The sequence below is a fragment of the Shouchella patagoniensis genome, from assembly GCF_002019705.1.
GTDB classification, from domain to species: Bacteria; Bacillota; Bacilli; order Bacillales; family Bacillaceae_D; genus Shouchella; species Shouchella patagoniensis.
In genome coordinates this window covers 1,330,254-1,354,849 of record NZ_KV917377.1, presented here as the reverse complement: position 1 = coordinate 1,354,849, position 24,596 = coordinate 1,330,254, and the positions used below count along the sequence as shown (strand labels likewise).

Sequence of the window (24,596 nt, the reverse complement as noted above, 5' to 3'; positions counted from 1 at the left end):
TATTATGTCATAGTCTATACTGTAGACAGCTTTTCATGAAGGAGTGACCCATACATTGAAGCAGACGAACGAAGTGCTTGTCAATCTTTCTTCTTCATTTGCAGAATTAATAGATCAGCAAACGATTTATGTATGTTTTTATTCTTTTGTTCAAGCAAATCGGATAACAGTTAAAACTGGTAAGAAATCAATTGCAATTAAGTGTTATGAAAACTATGGTAATGGCTGGCTAATTCATTTAAGAGAGGTCTATCCATTTGGTTCTCGCTGTACCATTGAGTGTGCAGAGATCAAACTTCCAGTGCAATTAAACCATGTAACTCGTAGTGCTTATTTTAAGCATCGTTATAGTTATGATGGTTTTTTAGGAGCTGATTATTCAGAAATACAGACGTGTTTTTTTGTGTGGGCACCTACAGCAATTGAACTAACACTTAATATATTTAATCATTGGTATGATTCTTCGTATGAGATGTTTTCCTTAAGTAGAAAAGAAACCGGGGTTTGGACAATAACATTACCTGGGAACCACGAGGGTAAATGGTATACGTATCACGTTGAGCATAGTTCAGTTTGCCATTACCACATTGTTGATCCAAATGCCCGTTTTCTTTCGATTAACGGTGAGAAAGCGATGATCGGTCTTTTAGAAAAAACAGTCATTCCTACAGTAGAAGTAAAAAAAGATCTTTCGCCTGTCATCTATGAAATGCATATTCGGGATTTCACAAGTCATTTCACCAGTCAGGTGAACAATCAAGGAACGTTTATCGGTCTAGTTGAATCGAAGAAGTACTTTTTAAAGTTAGCAAAATTGGGGATAACTCACGTGCAGTGGTTACCAATTCAAGATTTTACAAGGCTTGATGAAACCAAAAGGGAAGAACAATACAATTGGGGTTATGATACAACACATTTCTTTGGAATAGAAGGAAGCTATTCTACGAATCCTTTTTGTGGATATGCTCGAATAGTGGAATGCAAAAAAGCAGTTCAAACAATAAAACAAGCAGGACTTAGGACCGTTCTTGATGTTGTTTATAACCATTTCTACAATGAAGGTGATGCCGCAGTCGAGAAATTAGTGCCTGGTTATTTTTTTCGAAGATGGCCAAATGGTGAACTTGGTAATGGCACAGGAGTTGGAAATGAATTTGCTTCTGAACAGCCAATGGCTAGAAAATTAATTATTGATTCCGTTAAATGGTGGCTTGATGAGTTTCAGTTTGATGGGCTCCGATTTGATTTGATGGGCTCCCTTGATTTAGAAACAATGAAAGAAATTCAAGCTTATATAGATAAATTGGAACGTCCAATCTTATTATATGGTGAAGGGTGGCGACTTTCTTCACCACTACCAGAAAGTGAACGGGCGACTTTGCTCCGACAGGAAGAACTTCCGAAAATTGGTTTTTTCCAAGACGTATTCCGTGATGCGATAAGAGGCAATTCTTTTTCTCTAACAGATAAAGGCTTCGGATGCGATGAGTTCGAAGGTATAAAGAGTTTACAAGAGGGGATTTATAATCAATCTAATCGATCTAGTCAATTGATTCAGTACATTGAGTCACATGATAACGAGACGTTGTTTGATAAACTGCAAGCGAGCTATCCAGAAGAAAACAATCGACTTATTAAACGAAGGCATAGGCTTGCTACTTCAATTCTGTTACTTGCCCAAGGAGTGCCGATGCTGCATTCTGGACAAGAAAAATACAGGACGAAATGGGGAGAACGAGATAGCTACCTCTCGCCAGATTGGGTGAATCAACTTAAATGGGGAATGAGAAATGAATCTTCTTATGAGGCATACATTAGTGGATTATTACAGATTCGACAAGCATATTATTTATCGAATAACTGTGAATACTTTTGTTGGCTTGCAGAGGAAAAACAAACGATCGCCTATGAACGCCATATTCAAACTGGGAGTGTCAAGAAACGCATCATCGTTATTCATAATGCATCCCGGAGTCTTTGGAGACTTCCATTTAATTATGACGGATATCTAAAGAATGTCGTTGACGATACTCATGCTTCTTTGGTACCATTGTATTCAGCTATTGGAAATCAACTTACTGCTAAGCCGCTTTCAACAAGCGTATATGTGCAGGATCTATAATGGCAGAGCCAAAACCTGTGCTCTGCTTCTTTTAGTGGATTCTTTTTTAGTGGAAAATGAGTTATACTGAAAACCGAGCAGCAAGGAAGCGGAAGAAAAGAAAAGGGAATTGAAGGTGAACCGGGTGGAATTGTTTTTAGGAGAAGGCTGGGACGTCTTGCCTGCGGGGGGCGCGACTGGCGAAGCATATGTTGCCAGACATGGCGACTATCAATTATTCATAAAACGAAATTCATCTCCTTTTCTTGCGGTTCTTTCTGCTGAAGGAATTGTCCCCAAATTACTATGGACAAAAAGGCTTGAAAGTGGTGATGTCATTACGGCACAGCGCTGGATACAAGGCCGAGAGCTAAAAGCGAAGGAAATGATGAATGCTAGTACAGCGACGATGCTTGCTAATATTCACGGATCAAATGAATTATTAGATATGTTTAAGCGAATGGGTAATGAACTATTAAACCCTGCAAGCATGGTAGAAAATATGTATATGCAAGTGGCACTATATCAAATAGAAGATGAACGAATTCATGCTGGACTCAACTTCCTAGAAAGGACGATGGGGCAGCTGGAATCGACTGAATACGCAGTTTGTCATGGCGATATTAATCACAACAATTGGATGAGAGATGAACAGGACAACCTCTATCTAATTGATTGGGACGGAGCAACTGTAGCTGATCCAGCACTTGATTTGGGGCTGCTTTTATACACATATATTCCAGAATCACAGTGGGAAGACTGGCTTGGACATTATGGGCTAGAGCTAACATCTTCCTTACGGATACGCATGCACTGGTATGTAGTAGCACATACGATTTCTGAAATGTTATGGCATCAAAGTCGACATAATGTAAATCAAGTTGAAGAATACAGGGAAGCATTATCGTTTCTTGTCTCTTGTTAATAGCTCATCTTCTAAAGATGAGCTATCTGTTTGTCGATTTAAGCCTTATTTCCTGGGAAATCAAATGAGAGTGGACATTTGATTAAGCCAATCATTAACCGCCACATTATCAATTGTGTTCGTTTCTGTTGCGCTTGATATTTCAGCGACTGTATTTGCTAAAATGGGGTCAAGTGCGGGATCTTTGGAAAGAGCTACAAGCAGGTGTTGAAGCTGCTCCGTTTCATTTACGGTTAAAAAATGCTCGGTGGCATGGTTCTGCAGCAGATCATGCAATAATCCTAATTTATGCTCGATTGATATAGGCATACAACACCTCCTATAATGTATATTGAGCGAATGTGCAAAGAAATATACTGTGAAGAATTAGAAAGAGGGATAAGCGTTGCGTTTAAGACATAAGCCGTGGGCGAGAGAAGAACTAAATAAAAATCCGGAATTAGTGATGCAGAATCCAGAGGGTTTAAAAGGAAACTGGGAAAAACCGTTTGAAAAAGCACAACCGCTTTATGTTGAAGTGGGTACAGGTAAAGGCCAATTTCTAACAGGGATGGCACAACTTTATCCAGAAATTAATTTTATTGGCGTGGAACGATATGAAAGTGTGTTGCTGACTGCAATGGAACGGGCTGAACAAGCAGGCTTACAAAATTTGAAGTTTTTAAGTGAGGATGTTGCAAACTTAAGTGATTTTTTTGCAGAAGGTGAAATTGATCGTCTCTTTATTAATTTTACTGATCCTTGGCCAAAAACGCGTCATGCAAAAAGAAGGCTCACACATGAACATTTTCTTGGGCTTTATCAACAACTGTTAACAAAAAATGGAGAAATTCATTTTAAAACAGATAATCAAGGTTTGTTTGAATATTCACTTCATAGTATGTCAACCTACGGGATGTCGTTGAAAAATGTTAGTCTTGATCTTCATAGCAGTGAAATGGAAAACAATGTTATGACGGAGTATGAAGAGAAATTTTCAGCCAAGGGTATGAGGATTTTTAGATTAGAAGCGACATTTCAATAGGAAAAAGAAGCCGAAGGATCCCACCTTCGGCTTCTTTTTAAACTTGTGTTAAATCGAGTAAAACACCTGTTTTAATATCGGCGATAAATTCATATTGGACAGGACCGTCTACGGTTGAACTAGTAAGTCCACCACGGTATGCTGTATAAGTTAAGCCAAGACGGTCTACAGATTCAGGTTGCATATGAATCCAAGAACCGTTAATAATGTATTCTTGTTTCACTGTTGCCTTTACTTTTTTTAATACTTGTTCAGGTGAAAGCTTGTCCGGTTTGCATGCTTTGCTCGCAAGCACACCAATTAATAAGCCAATACCTAGTCCTATTGAAACACGTTTCATTTAAACATACTCCTCTCCCTTTAACGCCAAAATATTCATACTTGTAGTATAACGAAACTAATGTAAAAATTCTACGATAAACTGCCGCTAGCATCTTCCGACTAACTTCTGTAGAATGAATTAGAACATCTTATTGAATTGATATTTCTGGAGGTAACTATGAACGAGCAAACGAAAGCACTATTTAAAACGTTGACAGAATTGTCTGGACCGCCTGGATTTGAGCACGATGTTCGCTCTTTTGTAAGAAGCGAACTTACTAAGCATACAGATGAAATCGTACAAGATAAATTAGGAAGCATTTTTGGAGTCCTACGTGGCAATGAAACGGGACCGAAAGTAATGGTTGCTGGTCATATGGACGAAGTGGGTTTTATGGTAACTACGATTAATGAAAAAGGACTAATTAAATTCCAAACACTTGGTGGTTGGTGGTCGCAAGTACTCCTTGCTCAACGAGTACAAATTATGACAGATAGTGGGCCAGTTATTGGAGTCATTGGTTCAACACCACCCCATTTGCTACAAGAGTCACAAAGAACAAAGCCAATGCCAATAACTGAAATGTATATTGATGTTGGTGCCGATGATAGAGAGAACTGTTTAGCCTTAGGAATTAAACCTGGACAAGCGATTGTCCCAGAGTGTCCTTTTACTCCGATGGCGAATGAAAAAAAGATTTTAGCGAAAGCCTGGGATAATCGCTATGGTGTTGGTCTTGCAATAGAGCTTATTGAGGCATTAAAACACGAGAAATTACCAAATATACTGTATTCCGGTGCAACCGTACAAGAGGAAGTAGGTCTTCGTGGTGCGGCAACAGCAGCGGAAATGATCAAGCCTGACTTGAGCTATGTTTTGGATGCAAGTCCAGCAAATGATGCAACAGGAGGAAAAGATGCATTTGGTCATTTAGGCAAAGGAGCACTTGTCCGCATCTATGATCGAACGATGATCACTCATCAAGGCATGCGAGATTTTGTTCTGGATACTGCTGAATCAAATGACATTCCATATCAATTTTTCTTGTCTCCTGGTGGAACGGATGCAGGACGAATTCATACAACAGGTACTGGAGTCCCTTCAGCAGTGATTGGTGTCTGCGCTCGTTATATTCATACATCTTCTTCAATTTTGCATGTGGATGATTATGCGGCTGCTAAAGAATTAGTTACCAAGTTAGTGAAATCAACAGATAAGGCGATGTATGAAAGCATCATTAATGTATAAGCGATGAGAATGAAACGAGTTGCTGTAGGGTCAAAAAACCCTGCAAAAGTTCATGCAGTACAAGATATTTTAATCGCAGAAAATATAGAAGTGATTTCAATTAAAGCGGAATCCTACGTCTCATCCCAGCCATTTACAGATGAAGAAACGCGTGAAGGAGCAATCAATCGTTCCAAAGAAGCACTTCAACTTTCTGATGCAGATTTTGGAATGGGTCTTGAAGGTGGCGTCTATAAACAAGGTGAGCGGCTTTATTTATGCAATTGGGGCGCATTAATTACGAAGAATAAAGAAATTTATGTGGCAGGTGGTCTTCGACTTCCTTTACCAAATGCGATTGCTAATAAATTATACGACGGCTTGGAGTTATCAGAAGCTTTGCGACACGTTAAGCCAGAGGTGGCAAAGACAAATGGAGCTGTAGGTTATTTAACGGGTAATTATATTAGTCGAAAAGCCATGTTTGCTGATGTAGTAAAAGCATGCTATGGTCAATATATTGGAAGAAAAAGTAATGTACATTAATGAGTAAATTCACTAAAACACCGCTAAGGGAGTACTACCCTAAGCGGTGTTTTGCTTTATTCTTCCGCAAAAACATACTCTAATGCTTTGACTGCTTGTTCCGGCGTTTCAACAACGACTTGAGCTTTATTCGCTAGTTCCTTTAAAGCATGGTGCAATTTTTCGGGCCGAATTAAAATAACAGGAATTCCAGCTTCAATTGCTCGAGAAGCATCCATCGCAGTATTCCACTGCTTGTACTTTTCTCCGAACAAAGCAATGACCAGATCAGCTTTTTTCATCCATACTTGTGTCCTTAAGTTATTAATGCTAGAAGCTGCTTCATCTGTGAGAATGGCATTTGGTTGTTCTCCTAGTATTTGTTCACCAATATTATCACTTTTACTGTGATTTTCCATTGGTCCCTTAAAACTTATAGGCAATTTAAGTTCGGTGGCAAGCCTTTTGATTTCGCTGCGCCAGTCAGAGTGAATTTCTCCTGCTAAGTAAATCGTTAACGTCATACACATACACTCCTTTGAAATGGTTTATCACTATTATAATGAATAGCCTAAGTTTCATAAAGTAAACTTCTACTTATGTCTTGTCACATGAGTTTACATATCGTATTCTTATACAGTGTTATTAAGAAAATGGAGTGTGGCGAAGTGAGAACATTTTTTGAAAGAAAAGGAGTACAACCTTCCTGGCGCCTTTATTTTATTAAGGCTATGGGACAAATGACATTTGGTTTATTTGCGACACTTATTATGGGTATGATTATTCGTACAGTGGGAGAGCAATTAGGAGTAGCGCACTTAGTAGAACTTGGCCAGTTTGCTATGGACCTTTACGGTGCTGCCATTGGAGCTGCAGTTGCACTAGCATTAGGGGCACCATCGTTTGTATTGCTTGCAACAATTGTTTGTGGAGCTGCCGGTGCATTATTCGGAGGACCTGCGGGAAGTCTTATTGCAGCAATCGTTGGAGCTGAAGCGGGTAAACTAGTTTCTGGGGAAACCAAAATTGATATACTTATAACTCCATTAGTAACAATTTGTACTGGCTATGTTACAGCCGTAATGATTGGACCTCCAATCGCCTTAACAATGTCGACTATAGGCGATGCGATTTCATGGGCGTCTGGACAACAGCCGTTGTTGATGAGTTCATTTGTTGCCATACTTATGGGGTGGGCACTAACAGCGCCAATATCTAGTGCTGCGATTGGACTGATGCTTGGTTTAGATGGGAGTGTTGCCGCGGCAGCTGCAATAGGTTGTGCGGGTCAAATGGTTGGATTTGCCGTAGCGAGTTTCCGAGAAAATCGCTACGCTGGCCTTCTAACACTAGGAATAGGGACTTCAATGTTGCAAGTCCCGAACATCATTAAGAATCCACTAATATTAATACCGCCAACTATAGCGGGTCTTGTGGCCGCTCCGGTAGGAACGCTTGTGTTTGGGTTAATGAATAATGCTGCGGGTTCTGGTATGGGCACTAGTGGACTTGTTGGGCCAATTATGACTTTTACGGAGATGGGTTTTTCTTGGATGCTTTTCATTCACGTGTTTCTGTGCTATTGTTTGATTCCAGCAGTTGTTGCGCTCGGGTTGTCAGAGTGGATGCGAAGCAAGAATTGGATTAAAATAAATGATATGAAGATTACCGAATTTTAGGAGTGTTGATGATGGAACATGTTGAAACAGTAGAACAATTTAATGAAATAAAAGAAAACGAAACAGCAGTCTTTCTTTTTTCTGCCGATTGGTGTCCAGATTGCCGAGTTATTGAACCGATCTTACCTCGGCTCGAAGTTGATTATCCGACGTTTACTTTTTATTATGTTGATCGCGATAAATTAATCGATGTGTGCATAGCCCACGATATTTTTGGTATTCCGAGCTTTTTAGTTTATGCAGATGGCAAAGAAGTTGATCGGTTTGTGTCAAAAGACCGTAAGACTGAAGAAGAAATTGAAACCTTTTTGACGAAAGCAGAAGCAGCAATTGGCTAAGGGATGATACCCTTAGCTTTTTGTTTGTCTTACTTTGGGTTCACTTCAATCCATGTTAAACTATATTCAAGCAAAAGGAGGCTATTTTCGTGGAGCTGCAAGCATTTCGCAAGAAGATTGAAAAGGAATTGGAACGAGATGGATGGACCACTCGTTATGATCATAAAGAAGGAACGCTTAGAGTTGAGGATCATTCAATTAAAAAAGGTGTAACATTATCGCTTAAACCTTTATTAGCTAAGTGGGAACGAAAAGAGTATGACGCAGTGGCTGAAGCGATTCGGCATGTAAAAGTTGGCTTAGAGTCAATGGAAAAAGCAGTCCAATTAATTGGCAATGAAAAGAAAATATATCCAGTCATTCGCGCGGCATCATTTCCAAGTGAAACTTCGGATGGTAGGAAGTTAATTTTTGATGAGCATACTGCTGAAACGCGAATCTATTATGCTGTTGACTTAGACGAGACATATACATTAATTGATCAAAACTTATTAGAGGTAAGTGGTTGGAGCAGGACGAGGCTCAAAGAAATGGCACTTTTTAATATTCGTTCCTTACCACAACCACTGAAATCTGATAAGGTGGCTGGGAATGTATTTTATTTCTTAAGTGCAAAGGACGGCTATGATGCGAGCAGAATTTTAGATAATTCATTAGTAGAAAAAATGGAGCGAGAAGTAAAAGGTGAGCTTGCGGTCGCGATCCCGCATCAAGATGCGCTCATATTTGCTGATATACAAAATGATACTGGATACGATGTCTTAGGGCAAATGGCTCTACAATTTTTTGGGGCTGGTAGAATTCCTGTTACGGCGCTACCATTTGTGTCAGAAAAAGGAGAACTTGAACCAGTATTCATTTTAGCACAAAAGAAGCCTAAAGGCTGATAAGAAAACAAACAATCTATGCTATACTAAATATGCTGTACGAATTGTACTGCAATGGGGAGAGAACGAGATGAACATTTTTTATAATGAAAAGGGAATTGGCGATGTTCTAATGCTAACGAAAGAAAAGTTGTCTAATGAAAGACGGACAGTGGATCAAAGCGGCGATGTCGTGCAAATCATTAATAAGGAAAATGGCGAAATTGCAGGTATAAATATTCTTAACGCATCAACTTATGGCAATGTGTCAGGAAGTGGCGCGATTGATTTAGATTCAGAAGTAAAACAACTCGTCTCAACGGCGTTCCAAAAGAGTGGAAAGGAACTCGTATTTAACTTAGAGCAGACTCCTACATTTGTAATAGGTTATGTTGAATCAAAGGACAAGCATCCAAATGCAGATAAATTATCTGTATGCCAAGTGAATGTTGGTGATTCCATTTTACAAATTGTTTGTGGAGCACCGAATGTTGAAGCTGGACAAAAAGTAGTTGTTGCACTAGTTGGTGCTGTTATGCCAAGTGGTTTAACTATTAAAGATGCTAAGTTGCGCGGAGTTGATTCAAGTGGAATGATTTGTTCCGCTATGGAATTAGGTATTGAGGATGCTCCAACTGAAAAAGGAATTTTAGTTTTGCCAGAAACAGCAGAAATAGGTACGGCATTTCAAGGAAACAAATAAATAAAGATATACCGAATGAGGCTGGCTTACTTCTTTTCGAGCCAGTCTTTTCGACTTTCAAGGTGGTGAACATATGAGCGTATGGAATAAGTGGCTAGAATGGTTTAAACGAGAAGATGAAAGCCATGAAACGCTCCAAGAATCGAAGGAAATAAAAGCAAAAACAAAAAGAAATAGCAACTCTGAAGTGGAATTGGAAGAGGCTCGAATGACCTACCAATATGTTAAACAAGAATTTGAAATTAGTCGAAACAAACAAAAGAACAACAAAGAGGAAGGACCTCCAAAGAAAACAAAAGTAAAGCAAGGGAGCGATAGCTCGAAAAAGGCGGTGCCTGAAGAAGAGACTAGCTTCTTTAAAGGTCATTTTAAGCCAAGTATTATACCTTCACCTGTACATGGTATTCAGAAGAGAGAACAAACAAGAGAAAACAGTGATTACGATTGGTTAATTTCTCAAACGAGAGAACAACAAGCTGAATTTGTTGAAAGGCTCTTTCATAAACCAGAGACAAGTATTTCTGGAGAACCAGCATACTTGAGAAAAATTACGCAGCAGGTAGAAGCAGACAGTCTTGTTCCAGAGAAAGATCGAAACGAATATGAGATGATCGCAAAAAGTGTAATATCTGAAAAAGAACATACATATGAAGAAGAGCAAATAGATAAAAACAGCTCTTTTTTTGTTGATGATGAGACCGAATATACAACGAAATCGAACGAAACGGAACAAAAGAATGACACTGTAACAACTGATCAAGAAAAAACAATTGAGAGTGAGGAAATAGAAGTACTCACAGAAGAACACCCTGATCTCAATAAGAAAATAATAAATGAAAGGGAAAAAGAAGATACAAATAGTGTTCAGAGTCATCAGGGCCAAATAAGTCGTAATGAAAACAAACAAAAAGAACAAACGGATAATCCGATCTTAAAACGTAAAAAAAGCGTTAATCAAGGGACCATACCGCAAAAAGGCGAGATTCCTTTTAATGTTTTGATGCTACCAAAAGATAAACAGAGCAGCCAAGATCAAACAAAGCGCGTTAAGCGCAAGAGCACAAATTATGACACACCGCCGATCCATTTATTGTCCATTCCAGAAAAAACAACAGAAGACGACTCAACTTGGCTAGACGAGCAAGCGACTCTATTAGAGGAAACACTTGCAAGTTTTCATGTTGATGCAAAAGTGGTGGATCGAACAAAAGGACCAGCAGTAACGAGGTTCGAGATTCAGCCTGCAAAAGGAGTAAAAGTAAATAAAATTACCAATTTAACTGATGACATTAAACTTGCTCTGGCTGCAAAGGATATTCGCATGGAGGCACCAATTCCTGGGAAAAATGCGATTGGTATTGAAGTACCTAATTTGCGTTCTTCTCCAGTTATGCTGCGAGAAATATTGCGCCGTGATGTATTCCGCGAACCGGAGTCACCGCTAACAGCAGCGCTTGGTTTAGATATTTCAGGACAACCAATCGTAACCGATTTAAAAAAGATGCCACATGGTCTGGTAGCAGGTGCGACGGGATCTGGTAAAAGCGTGTGTATTAATTCGATTCTTGTGAGTTTGTTATATAAAGCTTCTCCCGAGGAACTGAAACTATTGCTTGTTGACCCTAAAATGGTTGAACTAGCTCCGTATCATGACGTTCCTCATTTGCTGGCTCCTGTCATCACAGATCCAAAACAAGCAACAGCGGCGTTAAAGTGGGTTGTTCAGGAAATGGAACGCCGTTATGAATTGTTTAGCAAACATCGTGTCCGTGATATTGGCAAATATAACGAACGTTATTCAAGTGATGAAAAGCCGGCATTGCCATACATCCTTGTCGTCATAGATGAACTTGCAGACTTAATGATGGTGTCTCCACAGGATGTAGAGGATGCGATTTGTCGGATTGCCCAAAAAGCACGTGCTTGTGGAATTCATTTACTCGTGGCTACCCAACGACCGTCCGTTGATGTTATTACAGGTTTAATTAAAGCAAACATCCCAACTAGGATTGCTTTTGCTGTTGCTTCGCAGATGGATTCTCGTACAATTTTAGATATGGGAGGGGCAGAGCGTCTATTAGGACGTGGCGATATGTTGTTCCATGAAAATGGTGCCCCTAAAGCTGTACGTGTGCAAGGAACGTTTGTATCAGATGAAGAAATTGAAGCTGTTGTTGACTATGCAAAACAGTATGGAAAGCCAGAATATGCTTTTGATACTGAAACAATCCAGAAAAATTTTGAACAAGAAGAGGAAGAAGACGAGTTACTCGAAGAAGCATGTTACTTCGCTGTCGAACAAGGCACTACTTCTGCTTCAAGTATTCAAAGACGCTTTCGGGTTGGTTATAACCGTGCAGCCCGTTTAATTGAAATGATGGAAGCAAGGGGAATTGTTTCAGGAGCGATGGGAAGTAAGCCAAGGCAAGTGTTAGTAACTGTAGAAGAAATTGATCTTTTGTTTGCTTCTTCTAAACAAACAACTGGAACTTGAGAAAAAGGCAAAAATTCTATATGATATGATAGGGACAAATCGCGTGGAGCAGGCTTTTAGACAGAATTGTCGGACCGTTTTCTGGTCTCGGCATATACTACTGATAATCAATGGAGTTCATGCGGTTCGGTCTACACCTAGAAAAAAACACCTAGGTTTTAATGATTGGAGGCTTCACATTGACAACGTACCATTTTACTGGCATTAAAGGCTCCGGGATGAGCGCATTAGCTCAGATCTTAGATGATTTAAATGAGGACGTACAAGGTTCGGATATTGAAGAAACGATTTTTACGCAAAAACCATTAGAACAAAAACACATTCCTTTGCTTCCTTTTGCTGCAGGGAATATTAAAGAAGGTCAGCACGTAATTATGTCGGCCGCTTATGGTGAAACTCACGAAGAAATTAAACGCGCTCGCGAACTTGGATTAAAAGTAGATGTATATCCACAGTTTTTAGGAGAGTTTATTTCACGATTTACAAGTGTTGCAGTAACCGGTTCGCATGGAAAAACGTCAACAACTGGACTTCTGTCTCATGTGTTAGGTTCTATTTGCCCAACTTCATATTTAATTGGTGATGGTACGGGAAAAGGAACACAGGATTCCTCTTATTTTGTATTTGAAGCATGTGAGTATCGTCGCCATTTCCTTAACTATTCACCTGATTACTGTGTGATGACCAATATCGATTTTGATCATCCAGATTACTTTAAAAGTGTGGATGATGTGGTTAGTGCGTTTCAATCAATGGCAAAACAAGTAAATAAAGCAATTATTGCATGTGGCGACGATGAATATTTACAGAAGCTACAAGCAAATGTTCCAATTGTTTTTTACGGACTTGGTGAAGATAATGATTTTCAAGCAAAAGCGATTCAAAGTGGGGATGATGGAACGTCATTTACTGTGTTTGTTCGTGGGGACTTGTATGGTGAATTTCTTATCCCAGGTTACGGAGATCATAATGTAAGAAATGCTCTTTCTGTTATTGCGCTTTGCCATTACGAAGGAATTAGCTATGAAAAAGTAGCAGAACACTTAAAGACTTTTGCGGGGGTTAAGCGCAGATTTAGTGAGAAAAAGTCAGGAACACAAATTTTGATTGATGATTACGCTCATCATCCTACGGAAATTGCAGCAACGATTGAAGCAACAAAAAAGAAATACAAAGAACGTGAAGTAGTGGCGATCTTTCAACCACATACATTTACAAGAACAAAAACGTTTTTGCAAGAGTTTGCGAATGCTCTGAGTCAAGCTGATTATGTTTATTTATGTGATATATTCGGTTCAGCTCGTGAAGAAAGAGGTTCTTTAACGATTGAACAACTTCAAACCCTTGTAGATGGATCAAAATTGTTGCAGGAAGATGAAATTAGTCAATTGAAGAATCATCAAGATGCTGTACTTTTATTTATGGGTGCTGGAGATATTCAAAAGTTCCAACAATCCTATGAACTTGAAATAAAAAAAAGTAGCTAATGCTGCTTTTTTTTATTGAAGAGAAGGACTTTCTATCGGTATGTCGAATGTGTGAGGCTATACCCTTATTTGAATTTATGGTTTTAGAATTGTACACTTGGGTAAATTAAGAAAGAGGGGGTATGATAAGTGGAAGTATTGTTGTACATAAGTGCATTGATTGCAGCGATTGCATTTGTTGTCTTAGTCGTTTTCTTAATAAAAACACTAAAATTAATGTCAAAAACACTGGAGCGAACTTCATCAACTGCGAAAGCACTTGAGAAACAACTTCAGGGGATCACAGAAGAATCGGAGTTATTGCTTAAGAAAACCAATGCACTCGCAGATGACATTCAACGTAAGTCAGATTCAATTAATGTAGTCTTTGAATCTGCAAAAGAGCTTGGTGATTCGGTAAAAGTCTTTAATCACTCCGTTCGTCAAGTATCAACGAAAGTGAGTGAACAAACTAGTCGAAATGCTGAAACAGTCTCCCAAGCGGTACAATGGGGTCAGGCTGTTTTGGATTTCTATACAAAGTTTAAACAGCGTAAACAACAATTAGATCGTAAATCAACGGAGGAGGAGATTTAACATGGGTGATATGAATACAAAAGATTTTTTAATTGGAACATTAATTGGTGGGATTGTAGGTGCAACAACTGCATTGTTTCTAGCTCCAAAATCAGGTAAAGAATTACGTAGTGATATTAGCGACCAAGCACATTTAGCAAAAGAAAAAACGGCACAATTAACAAATGACGTTTACGAAAAAGGAAACGAGTGGGTTGATATTGCGAAAGATAAATCAACAACACTTGCAAAAAATGTTTCTGATCAATCACAACAAGTTGTTGATAAAGTGAAAGATTTAAGCGCAACTGCAAAAAAAGAAGCGGAAGACCAAGTGAACGAGGCTCAAAGTCTTGCGAAAGAATTAAAAGAAGATGCGCAAGATTCAGGTAAAAACATTGCGGAGACAGTAAAAAGTGAAGTTGAAGATGCTGAAAAGAAAGCAAAAGCAGCTGCGAAAAAATAACTAAAAAAGCGGTGGATTACCCACTGCTTTTTTGTTAAATTAAATCTTTAGTGCATAAAAGCGTTCATGCATTAAAGATTTCTTCGTGACATTTCGTTTCAGCTCAGCTATAATAAACAAAAGTTGATTTTCAGAGTAGATAGAAAGGTGTGGAGAGGAAATGAGTAATGAACAGCTGGATACATTAAGAGAGCAACTGGATAAAGTCAATTTGTCCCTATTAGAGCAAATAAATGAGCGAGCTAGACTTGTGAAAGATATTGGCTCATTAAAAAGAGAACAAGGGATCACTCGATTTGATCCGGTTCGGGAGCGTAATATGCTTGACCACATTGCTGCACATAATGAAGGGCCTTTCGAAACGGGGACCTTACAGCATTTATTTAAACAAATATTTAAAGCAAGCCTAGAATTACAAGAAGAAGATAATAGTAAAGCATTGCTTGTATCAAGAAAAAAACATCCTGATAATACGACGATTTCTCTAAAAGGAGAAGTCATCGGAGATGGAACACAAAAGTTTGTATTTGGTCCTTGTGCAGTTGAAAGCTATGAGCAGGTCCTAACTGTTGCTAAAGAAATGAAAAAACGTGGTCAAACAATTCTACGTGGAGGTGCTTTTAAACCTCGTACATCGCCTTATGATTTCCAAGGGTTGGGTTTAGAAGGTCTACAAATATTAAAGCGGGTAGCAGATGAGCTGGATATGTCAGTCATCAGTGAGATTGTTTCCCCAAATGATATTGAAGTAGCTGTTGAATACGTTGACGTCATTCAAATTGGCGCTCGAAACATGCAAAACTTTGAACTGCTAAAGGCAGCTGGTTCAGTTAAAAAACCTGTTCTTCTGAAGCGTGGCCTTGCTGCTACCATTGAAGAATTTATCCACGCTGCTGAGTATGTTGTTTCAAAAGGAAATGATCAATTAATGTTGTGTGAGCGTGGTATCCGAACTTACGAGAAGGCAACGCGTAACACACTTGATATTTCAGCTGTACCGATTTTAAAACAGGAAACGCATTTGCCAGTTATGGTGGATGTGACTCACTCTACTGGACGTCGTGATTTGCTACTTCCTACAGCGAAAGCTGCGCTTGCAATTGGAGCAGATGCAGTAATGGCGGAAGTGCATCCTGATCCAGCTGTTGCATTATCTGATTCAGCTCAACAAATGAATTTAAAAGAATTTAACGAGTTTTTAGATGCTCTAATTGAATCGGGTTTATACAAATCAACAGTTAAACAATCATAAAAAAAGTGACTCCTGCAATGGAGTCACTTTTTCTCGTTTAAAAAGAATTGAAAGCGGGCACATTATTAAGGCAGGCTGTTATAAATCTTATTAAGAAAACTGTTTTTCATTTATGAAAATGTATGAAACCTGATTCGTTTTCATTGCATGAAAGTCATGTGTATCGTATGATGATAGAGATTATTCTTATGAAAAACAGATCTCTATACAAATAATGGTACACATTGATAACACATAGATCGAGTGAGGAGGTAGCTGCTTTGCTTTGTAAAGCAACAGCAGCGATTATTAATGAATACAACAATTTATGATGTAGCAAGAGAAGCAGGCGTTTCAATGGCGACTGTATCGAGAGTTGTAAATGGTAATCCGAATGTAAAACCAACTACAAGAAAGAAAGTAATGGAAGCAATTGATCGGCTTGGATATAGACCGAACGCTGTAGCAAGAGGTCTTGCTAGTAAGCGTACAACAACTGTAGGTGTTATTATCCCTGATATCTCAAGTATTTTCTTTGCGGAACTTGCGCGAGGAATTGAGGATATTGCGACCATGTATAAGTACAATATTATTCTTTGTAACTCCGACCAAAACAAAGAAAAAGAAATCCACCTGATTAATACGTTGCTTGAAAAACAAGTGGACGGTATTGTTTATATGGGTGGAGAAATTACGGAGGAGCACGCGGAGCAGTTTAAACGCTCGCCTGTACCGATTGTATTAGCGGCAACGTTAGATAATGAGAACTCGTTCCCATCTGTAAATATTGAATATACTCAAGCTGCTGAAGATGCAATTCAATTTTTAATTGATCAAGGTCATAAACGCATCGGTATGTTGAGTGGTTCACTGGAAGATCCTATCAATGGCTATCAGAAATTTGCTGGTTACCGCCAAGCGCTAGAGAAAAATGGTCTTGAATTCGACGAAAATCTTGTAGTCATTGGAGATTACACATATGATTCTGGAATGGAAGCGATGGATTCATTTACAGCATTAGAAGACAAACCAACAGCAATTTTCGCTTCTAATGATGAAATGGCTCTTGGTGTCATTCACGGTGTTCAAGATAGAGGATACTCAGTTCCAGACGATTTTGAAATTGTTGGTTTTGATAATACACGTTTAGCGACGATGGTTCGTCCGACATTAACTACTGTTGTTCAGCCGTTGTATGATATTGGTGCAGTCTCTATGCGCCTATTAACGAAATTGATGAACAAAGAAGAGGTCGCAGAACAAACTGTAACACTTCCTCACCGAATTGAAAATAGAGGATCAACGAAATAAAAAAAGTAGAGCAACGAAAGGGTTTATTCCCGTCGTTGCTCTTGTTTCATTTCCGTACGAATATGTGAGAGTGCTTTTTCCACAGTGAGTTTGTTTTTAGATGTAATTTCTGCTTTTCTTGGTACCGTAGGGAATACAGGGTCATTCCATTCAGTGGGTAAAGTTTCTTGAGCTTTTGCTGACCATCGCTCTAGCCAGCTTTTTGGCAATGCACCATCTCCTAAGTCCAACTGTTCTGTCATCGCAAGCCATATGTAGGACCAAGCACGGGGAACAACGCGCCATTTATCATAGCCTCCACCGCCAACCGCTACCCATCTGCCATCACAATATTGATGAGCTAATTCATGCGCAAGTTTAGGAATCGCCTTGTAAGCTGCTGTGGATACGTGTAAATGAGAAAGTGGATCATAATAATGGGCATCAACACCATTTTGGGTCAAGATAATATCAGGTCGGAAAAAATCAGCTATTTCACGGAATGAATTTTCATAGGCAGAAAGGAAAGATTCATCTTCTGTGAAAGCATCGAGGGGGATATTAATCGAAAATCCATACCCTTTGCCCGCCCCTTTTTCAGTTACGTGTCCAGTGCCAGGAAATAGGTAACGCCCGGTTTCGTGAATGCTTAATGTACAAATATCTGGATCTTCATAAAAGCTCCATTGAACCCCGTCACCATGGTGTGCGTCAGTATCTACATATAAAATTTTTGCACCATACGTACGTCTCATATATTCAATCGCAATAGACGAATCATTGTATACGCAAAAACCCGAAGCTCTTCCCCGGAACCCGTGATGCAAGCCACCTCCTAAATGGAAAGCGTGATCATAGCCGTCTTTTAAGACAGCATCACAAGCTGCAAGTGTACCTCCAACTAAATAAGCCGCAGCTTCATGCATGTGAGGAAAAACGGGCGTATCTTCTGTATCAAGACCATGTGCTTGTGCGAGACCTTCAGTTAATTTTCCGCTGCTTCCAAGCTTAACAGCTTTAATAAAATTGGGATCATGAACAAGTTCTAACATCGCATCTGTAGCGATTTGAGGATGAATCGTATCAAAGCCAGTCAGGGCACCGATATCCTCTAACAAGGTATGTGTTAGTTCAAGCCGCAGTGGGTGGAAGGGGTGAGAGTCATGAAATTTGTATTGGGGACCATCTGCACCATAAATTAATGCCGCTTTTCCAGTCATAACGCTCCACCTTGAGCGTGCAAGGACGGCCCATAAACATCATACCCTTCATCTTGCAAAGCGTGAATAACACGTCTAGGGTCAATTGTTTGCACTCGAAATGACAGCATATGATGGCCTTGTTTCTCACTTAAATAAGCGACTGCACTAACGATATTAACTTGATTCTTCTTAAAAATAGCTGATACATCAGCTAACATTCCGGTTTTATTTTTAACGCATACTTCAATGACTGAACTAGGACGATCTGCACCGAGGAGTTTAGTCATGCTATAAAGCATGTCAGATTCAGTAATGATGCCAGTTAACTTTCCATCTTTAATGATTGGGAGACAACCTATTCTGTTTTGATAAAACAGTCGTGCTGATTCTTGTACATCATCATCTTCGTGTCCAGTTAAAACAGGTGTACTCATAATGATTGAAATCGGTTTCAGAAAAAGGTTCTCATCATAGTCAGTTGATAGAGTAGAAGGGCGTATGTCTCGAATGTCCCGATCAGAGACAATGCCTATGACATGATTGGCGCTGTTGATTATCGGAATGTGTCGAATTAACTTATTTTCCATTAAATGGATTGCTTCTTTAACTGATTGTGTTTGTTTTAATGTGTATACTTCCGTGTGCATAATTTTTTTTAAGTTCATTGTTATTGTTCTGTTACAAGTATTGTGAACAGAACACGCCCTCCTTTCTAATGTTAATACATAAATCGGTTCACAAATCGAAGTTGATCGAATGCTTCGATGGAGGATTGGTTAACATTTTTGCCGATACGTGCCATTAAACAATTAGCAGGATGTGAACTAATCTCTGGGTCGTCTGTAGCAAACCAAGTTAATCCTCCAGCATTCATCATTTTCTCCATTACTTTTCGATATTCCCAGACATCAAGTCCGCTTCCTTTAAGGTCCCAATGCCAATAATATTCAGTAGTAATAATAATATAATTTTCCATTGCTTCATCTTTCATGGAGAGCCGGAGCAACTCTTTTCCTAATCCTTTTGCCCGGTACTCTGGTGCAATTTCTATTGCGCCAAGCTCAATAAGATCCTCCATTTTACCTTCTGACCAACGTTCCAGTGGGTCTGGGTAAACAAAGGTAACATAGCCAACGATCATATCTTCATGACGAATAACATTGATGCGCCCTTCTGGCAGTTCAGAGATTTCTAATAATGCTTTTTTTTGTTGGTTTGCAGGACGAAATGATGTTAGGTCGGAATGAAAGGCATACGCTTGTAACTCACTGTATTTTAGAGGCCCTTCTAGGTAAAGCTCAGTATTCGAATAGCGAAATGGTTCACGAAAAAAACGTTTTGGATGCTCCATAGCTTCACCTCAATTTGACAATGTTCTTATTCATTATACAGTGTCATTGTAAAAACAAGAAGAGATCAACATCTGTTTTGACAAATTAGTAAAAATAAAGAGAAGATGCAGAGATTTATTATTTGAAATAATGATGTTCATTGTATATAATGAACTAAATTAGAGAGGGAGAGGTGTGAAGCTATTATGAAAGCGCTTCCTGCAATAAAAGGAAATCATAATTTACCAAACTATGAAGATGCAGTACAACAATTTGATTGGGAATTAGTGAAAAGAGATTTTTCATGGTCTAAAACAGGAAAGTTAAATCTAGCTTACGAAGCCATTGATTATCATGCAGAAAACGGAAAAGCTGGACAGATCGCGCTCTACTATAGCGACGCACAACGTGATGAGAGTTATACTTTTATGGAAATGAAGCAACATTCAAATAAAGCAGCGAATGTCTTGAGAGAAGCTGGAGTCAAAAAAGGAGATCGAGTCTTTATCTTTATGCCTCGTTCGCCGGAACTTTACTTTGCACTTCTCGGTGCAATAAAACTAGGAGCAATTGTAGGACCTCTATTTGAAGCCTTTATGGAGGGTGCTGTAAGAGATCGACTCGAAGATAGTGGGGCAAGAGTTCTTGTTACAACGCCTACATTACTTGAACGAGTTCCATTTGATGATTTGCCGAACTTGGAAACAGTCCTTGTTGCGGATGAAAATTATGAGGACAATGGCCATTATTTGCAATTAAATAAACGCTTAGAACAAGCATCATCCGAATTTGAGGTGGAGTGGGTTGATAAAGAAGACGGCCTCATTCTCCACTATACATCGGGTTCAACTGGAAAGCCAAAAGGTGTTCTTCATGTGCATGAAGCAATGGTACAACATTACCACACGGCAAAAATTGTGCTTGATCTTAAAGATGACGACATTTACTGGTGTACAGCAGATCCAGGTTGGGTAACAGGAACTTCTTATGGTATTTTTGGTCCTTGGCTTGCTGGTGTAACAAATGTGGTACGTGGTGGACGGTTCTCACCAACAGATTGGTATGAAACAATTCAGCGCTATAAAGTTACAGTTTGGTATAGTGCGCCAACAGCGTTTCGTATGTTAATGAGTGCCGGAGATGAAGTTGTGAAGCAATATGACTTGTCATCCTTACGTCACATATTAAGTGTAGGAGAACCGCTTAATCCAGAGGTGGTTCGTTGGGGTGTAAAAGTATTTGATAAGCGCATCCATGATACATGGTGGATGACTGAAACAGGTGGACAAATGATTTGTAATTACCCAGCGATGGATATTCGCCCTGGTTCGATGGGAAAGCCAATCCCAGGTGTGTATGCAGCAATCGTTGATGATAAAGGCAATGAGCTTCCACCAAATCGCATGGGAAACTTGGCTATCAAACAAGGATGGCCATCGATGATGCGTGCTGTATGGAATAATGAAGAAAAGTATAATAGCTATTTTGAAATTGCTGGTTGGTATATTTCCGGTGATTCGGCTTATATGGATGAAGATGGTTATTTTTGGTTCCAGGGTCGAATTGACGATGTAATTATGACAGCTGGTGAGCGTGTTGGACCATTTGAAGTTGAAAGTAAACTAGTTGAACACCCAGCAGTTGCTGAAGCGGGTGTAATTGGAAAGCCAGACCCAGTGCGTGGGGAAATTATTAAAGCGTTTATTGCGCTAAGAGAAGGTTATGAAGTCTCGGATGATTTAAAAGAAGAAATTCGTCATTTTGTTAAAACAGGCTTAGCTGCACATGCAGCACCAAGAGAAATGGAATTCCGTTCTTCCCTTCCGAAAACGCGTAGCGGTAAAATTATGCGTCGAGTTTTAAAAGCATGGGAGTTAGATTTACCGACTGGTGATCTTTCAACAATGGAAGATTAATAGAAGCTTTCTTCTCAATAAAAATATGGAAATCATCAGGCGTCTTTGGCTATCCTGATGATTTCTCTTTTTTTAACAAAATACGTTATGCACATGTAGAAAAATACAAAAGAACGAATGCCCACTATTGGACACTCGTTCTATTTTGCTTAATTTGCTTTAATTTTCCTCGTCCTCTTCATCTTCGTTTTCGTCTACTTCAGCGTCCTCTTCGTCTTCTAGTTCTTCTTCCTCATCATCGGGTTCTTGTTCTTCTTCTTCTGTTTCTTCTCCCTCTGAATTGGAGTTCACTTCTTCATTGGGTTGCTCTTCGTCGTCAGCAGATTCCTCTTCGTCTTCATCATCCTCTTGCGGACGTCGTTCTTCACGCTCTTTTTCTCTTTGTTCGTTAATCAATCGCTGCATGTCTCTTTTTAATTCTGATTGGAACGGGGAAAGTCCATCGATCCTAGAAAGCATGTCAGATGCGTATAAATCCGTTGTTACCAGACCTTCATCATCACAAACTTTATTAGATGAACCACCAGTCAGACCACATACTCGTTTTTCTGTTATGCCGCTTGGTCGTTCAAACCGTTTGCCGTTTGCCGTCATTAAGTCAGGGTTAACTGAATATGCCGCGTTGGCGACGTTCGCCCAGATGCTTTGTGTGCGAGCCCCGGTTGACATACCACTAATTCTATCATCTAGGCTAATCAACTTTTCGCCGCTATACCCATTCCATACCCCAAGAGAGACATCGGGGTTTGTGGCGATAAACCAAGAATCAAATGAGTCATTAGTTGTCCCCGTTTTACCTGCCCAATCTGCACTAAAGTTTAACTTTCTTGGAACACCGCTTGCAGTACCATTGCTTGCATAAAGTACGTCCCGCATCATATCAGTGACGAGATAATTTGTTTGGGGACTAAAAAGTGTATATTCTTTTTGTTGATGTTCGTATACGACTTCACCAGAGTACGTTTCAATTTTTTCAATCATATACGGTTCATTACGAACTCCGTCATGACCAAATGCTGAAAAGGCGCTAACCATTTGTTCAACGGTTACGTGGCCACCACCAATTGCTGCAGATTCATAGAGGGGTACTCGGTTTGATCCTGCGCCAAATCCAGCTGCATCTCGAATCTGTTCTTTAAGTGAGTCAGGCACATGCCACCAAGCGCGAACCGCTGGAACGTTTCGTGACTGGATAACGGATTCACGGACTGTTAAGTTGCCTTTATGCGATTGATCAAAGTTGTTAACAGGCTCATAGGGAGGTGCTTTGTAATTTTCCGGCGTATCTGGAATTACAAGGCCAGGTTGAGTAACACCCGCCTCAATCGCTCCACCGTATGCAAGAACCGGTTTCATTGTTGACCCAGCTTGACGATAAGCTTGGGTTGCATGATTGTATTGATGATCTAAATCTTCTTCCCGGCCACCAACAAAACTTAAAATGGCGCCTGTGTTGTTATCAATTAAAACCGAGCCAACTTGCTCACGTTGACCTTGTTTTTCCGCACCAAAAAAGGAATCGGAATTTTGTGCTGCTTCATTCATCGCATCGTATAATTCTTTATCAATCGTTGTTGTAATTTTATAGCCACCATTTGTAATTGCGTTTTCCACTTGTTCGAGAAATTCTGTTCGTTCAATTTCCTGTGCAGTTGTACTTAGTTGGTCCCAACCTTCGTGTGCATCAATTTTCTGTTGCACAAGGACGGCTGTTGCTCGTTTATTAATTTCTGAAGTGAGCATTGGATTTTTACTCATTGGGTCGGGCGCATTTTCTGCAAAATCAGCGGTTAAATCATAAGATAACGCCTCTTCATGTTCTTCTTTTGTAATATACCCTTTCTCAAGCATACGGTTTAAAACCGTTCTGTATCGGTTAAGACCGGGACGAAGCCCGTCTTCATCTTTCACTTGTGCTTCGGATGTAAAAGGGGTATAACCATATGGACTTTGGGGCATCCCAGCCAAATAAGCTGATTGTGGTAGGTTTAATTCTTCAGCAGTAACGCCAAAGATTCCGTTAGCTGCAGCTTCAATTCCTTCAACGTTACGCCCAGATGCATTTCGACCAAAAGGGACTACATTTAAGTATGCTTCGAGAATCTCATCTTTTGACATAAATTGTTCTAAACGCATCGCAAGCATTATTTCGGTGGCTTTGCGATCGAATGAGACTTCATTTGATAAGATTTGTTGTTTAATCAGTTGTTGTGTTAATGTACTTCCTCCTGTTTGCATGGAAGCATTTGAAAGTTCTTGCATTGTTGCGCGTAGCAGTGCTTTGGGAACAATTCCTTCATGCTCGTAGAAGTGTTCATCTTCGGTAGCAATAATTGCCCATTTAACATTGTCGGCAATTTCGTCAAGACGAACGATTTCTCGTTCAACATCACTTCTTATTTTCCCTAAAAAAACATCGTTTGCCATATAAATTTCACTTGTTTCAGTGAGTGAACTGACTTGCGTTCGCATGTCTTCTTCAGAATAAGATGGTTCGTCAGCAACAAGGGAAGCGAAATACCCTGCGGCTGCCCCTCCGGCAAACATAGCTGATAATAATCCTATGATTAAAGTGATAAGCAACAAGTTCCATAATACTTGGTATGTGATGCCAATTTTGCGGAAGAACTCAATTTCGGATAGCTTCTCTACAAAGCGGTTCCATCCGTCTTTACATCTTGAAAGAAAGTGTTTCATGTTTTCCCCCCTAATGTAGAAAGTATATCATAAATAGCTATACGGGCATACATGTTCTATTGACATCGTTCATTGCTTATGATAAAACTAAATCTAATTGAAAATTAATAGCGTTGAAGAGCCGGAGTATGCAAATACAATCTGATTTTAGAGAGCTAACGGATGGTGCAAGTTAGTACAGGGTATGATGCAGAATTACAGCTGGGAGCTATTCTTT

Annotated in this window: 23 protein-coding genes and 1 other annotated feature (1 of these 24 only partly in view); of the genes, 16 read left to right on the top strand and 7 right to left on the bottom strand. The window is 39.5% G+C overall.

Translation table 11 applies throughout. The annotated features are described in order from the left end of the window. Positions 1–55 precede the first annotated feature (55 nt). Together pulA and BK584_RS07245 are read left to right on the top strand one after the other, a co-directional pair. Positions 56–2,122, top strand: coding sequence for a type I pullulanase (gene pulA / locus BK584_RS07250; protein WP_169871112.1), 2,067 nt, complete (start codon positions 56–58; stop codon positions 2,120–2,122). A 124-nt stretch (positions 2,123–2,246) separates the two neighbouring features. Further along, the gene (locus tag BK584_RS07245) at positions 2,247–3,026 is read left to right on the top strand and encodes a phosphotransferase family protein (protein WP_078391981.1); all 780 of its coding nucleotides are present in this window, start codon (positions 2,247–2,249) and stop codon (positions 3,024–3,026) included. A gap of 60 nt (positions 3,027–3,086) precedes the next feature. On the opposite strand, the gene BK584_RS07240 is transcribed toward BK584_RS07245, so the two are convergent. Continuing rightward, a complete protein-coding gene (locus BK584_RS07240) occupies positions 3,087–3,335 on the bottom strand; it encodes a YtzH-like family protein (protein WP_078391980.1) in 249 nt (82 codons plus the stop codon). 76 nt (positions 3,336–3,411) lie between these two features. On the opposite strand from BK584_RS07240, the gene trmB reads away from it, so the two are divergent. Further along, positions 3,412–4,050, top strand: coding sequence for a tRNA (guanosine(46)-N7)-methyltransferase TrmB (trmB, locus tag BK584_RS07235; protein WP_078391979.1), 639 nt, complete (start codon positions 3,412–3,414; stop codon positions 4,048–4,050). Between the two features lie 37 nt (positions 4,051–4,087). Here trmB and BK584_RS07230 read toward each other — a convergent pair whose 3' ends face one another. Continuing rightward, complete coding sequence (locus tag BK584_RS07230) at positions 4,088–4,390, bottom strand: PepSY domain-containing protein (protein WP_078391978.1); 303 nt, start codon at positions 4,388–4,390, stop codon at positions 4,088–4,090. Positions 4,391–4,549: 159 nt separating this feature from the next. Here BK584_RS07230 and BK584_RS07225 point away from each other — a divergent pair, with 159 nt between their 5' ends. Both BK584_RS07225 and BK584_RS07220 read left to right on the top strand, forming a co-directional pair. Next, the gene (locus tag BK584_RS07225) at positions 4,550–5,620 is read left to right on the top strand and encodes a M42 family metallopeptidase (protein WP_078391977.1); all 1,071 of its coding nucleotides are present in this window, start codon (positions 4,550–4,552) and stop codon (positions 5,618–5,620) included. Positions 5,621–5,629: 9 nt separating this feature from the next. Continuing rightward, on the top strand, positions 5,630–6,145 hold the full coding sequence (locus BK584_RS07220; RefSeq protein WP_169871110.1) for a DUF84 family protein: 516 nt from the start codon (positions 5,630–5,632) through the stop codon (positions 6,143–6,145). 56 nt (positions 6,146–6,201) lie between these two features. On the opposite strand, the gene BK584_RS07215 is transcribed toward BK584_RS07220, so the two are convergent. Continuing rightward, positions 6,202–6,648, bottom strand: a complete 447-nt coding sequence (locus BK584_RS07215) for a YtoQ family protein (protein WP_078391975.1) — start codon at positions 6,646–6,648, stop codon at positions 6,202–6,204. A 144-nt stretch (positions 6,649–6,792) separates the two neighbouring features. Between BK584_RS07215 and BK584_RS07210 the strand changes: the two genes are divergently transcribed. The 10 genes from BK584_RS07210 to ccpA all read left to right on the top strand — a co-directional run bounded on the left by BK584_RS07210 (position 6,793) and on the right by ccpA (position 17,254). Further along, positions 6,793–7,803: a PTS sugar transporter subunit IIC gene (locus BK584_RS07210; RefSeq protein ID WP_078391974.1), complete on the top strand. Its 1,011-nt coding sequence runs from the start codon at positions 6,793–6,795 to the stop codon at positions 7,801–7,803. Between the two features lie 11 nt (positions 7,804–7,814). Further along, the gene (locus BK584_RS07205; protein ID WP_078391973.1) at positions 7,815–8,141 is read left to right on the top strand and encodes a thioredoxin family protein; all 327 of its coding nucleotides are present in this window, start codon (positions 7,815–7,817) and stop codon (positions 8,139–8,141) included. An 89-nt stretch (positions 8,142–8,230) separates the two neighbouring features. Beyond that, entirely contained in the window at positions 8,231–9,028 is a 798-nt protein-coding gene (locus BK584_RS07200) for a DUF1444 domain-containing protein (RefSeq protein ID WP_078391972.1), read from the top strand. A 70-nt stretch (positions 9,029–9,098) separates the two neighbouring features. Further along, on the top strand, positions 9,099–9,710 hold the full coding sequence (gene ytpR / locus BK584_RS07195) for a YtpR family tRNA-binding protein (protein WP_078391971.1): 612 nt from the start codon (positions 9,099–9,101) through the stop codon (positions 9,708–9,710). 73 nt (positions 9,711–9,783) lie between these two features. Beyond that, positions 9,784–12,204 carry a DNA translocase FtsK gene (locus tag BK584_RS07190; RefSeq protein ID WP_078391970.1) on the top strand — a complete coding sequence of 807 codons (2,421 nt, stop codon included), beginning with the start codon at positions 9,784–9,786 and terminating at the stop codon, positions 12,202–12,204. 179 nt (positions 12,205–12,383) lie between these two features. Next, on the top strand, positions 12,384–13,691 hold the full coding sequence (gene murC / locus BK584_RS07185; protein ID WP_078391969.1) for a UDP-N-acetylmuramate--L-alanine ligase: 1,308 nt from the start codon (positions 12,384–12,386) through the stop codon (positions 13,689–13,691). Positions 13,692–13,820: 129 nt separating this feature from the next. Beyond that, the gene (locus BK584_RS07180) at positions 13,821–14,267 is read left to right on the top strand and encodes a DUF948 domain-containing protein (protein ID WP_078391968.1); all 447 of its coding nucleotides are present in this window, start codon (positions 13,821–13,823) and stop codon (positions 14,265–14,267) included. 1 nt (position 14,268) lies between these two features. Then, positions 14,269–14,712 (top strand): YtxH domain-containing protein, encoded by a 444-nt coding sequence (locus BK584_RS07175; protein ID WP_078391967.1) that lies wholly within the window; start codon positions 14,269–14,271, stop codon positions 14,710–14,712. Positions 14,713–14,872: 160 nt separating this feature from the next. Further along, positions 14,873–15,964: a bifunctional 3-deoxy-7-phosphoheptulonate synthase/chorismate mutase gene (locus BK584_RS07170; protein ID WP_078391966.1), complete on the top strand. Its 1,092-nt coding sequence runs from the start codon at positions 14,873–14,875 to the stop codon at positions 15,962–15,964. Between the two features lie 291 nt (positions 15,965–16,255). Continuing rightward, positions 16,256–17,254 (top strand): catabolite control protein A, encoded by a 999-nt coding sequence (gene ccpA, locus BK584_RS07165; RefSeq protein ID WP_078391965.1) that lies wholly within the window; start codon positions 16,256–16,258, stop codon positions 17,252–17,254. 23 nt (positions 17,255–17,277) lie between these two features. On the opposite strand, the gene BK584_RS07160 is transcribed toward ccpA, so the two are convergent. Genes BK584_RS07160 through BK584_RS07150 form a run of 3 tightly spaced genes read right to left on the bottom strand, consistent with a single transcriptional unit; the run spans position 17,278 to position 19,786 of the window. Then, the gene (locus tag BK584_RS07160) at positions 17,278–18,453 is read right to left on the bottom strand and encodes an acetoin utilization protein AcuC (protein WP_078391964.1); all 1,176 of its coding nucleotides are present in this window, start codon (positions 18,451–18,453) and stop codon (positions 17,278–17,280) included. Continuing rightward, positions 18,450–19,100: an acetoin utilization AcuB family protein gene (locus tag BK584_RS07155; protein WP_078391963.1), complete on the bottom strand. Its 651-nt coding sequence runs from the start codon at positions 19,098–19,100 to the stop codon at positions 18,450–18,452. The genes BK584_RS07160 and BK584_RS07155 overlap by 4 nt, the downstream gene beginning before the upstream one ends. A gap of 53 nt (positions 19,101–19,153) precedes the next feature. After that, a complete protein-coding gene (locus tag BK584_RS07150; protein ID WP_078391962.1) occupies positions 19,154–19,786 on the bottom strand; it encodes a GNAT family N-acetyltransferase in 633 nt (210 codons plus the stop codon). Positions 19,787–19,972: 186 nt separating this feature from the next. On the opposite strand from BK584_RS07150, the gene acsA reads away from it, so the two are divergent. Further along, entirely contained in the window at positions 19,973–21,682 is a 1,710-nt protein-coding gene (acsA, locus tag BK584_RS07145; protein ID WP_078391961.1) for an acetate--CoA ligase, read from the top strand. 159 nt (positions 21,683–21,841) lie between these two features. Here acsA and BK584_RS07140 read toward each other — a convergent pair whose 3' ends face one another. Beyond that, on the bottom strand, positions 21,842–24,379 hold the full coding sequence (locus BK584_RS07140; RefSeq protein ID WP_078391960.1) for a transglycosylase domain-containing protein: 2,538 nt from the start codon (positions 24,377–24,379) through the stop codon (positions 21,842–21,844). A gap of 104 nt (positions 24,380–24,483) precedes the next feature. Further along, positions 24,484–24,596 (top strand) — a binding site (T-box leader) (it continues 89 nt past the right edge of the window).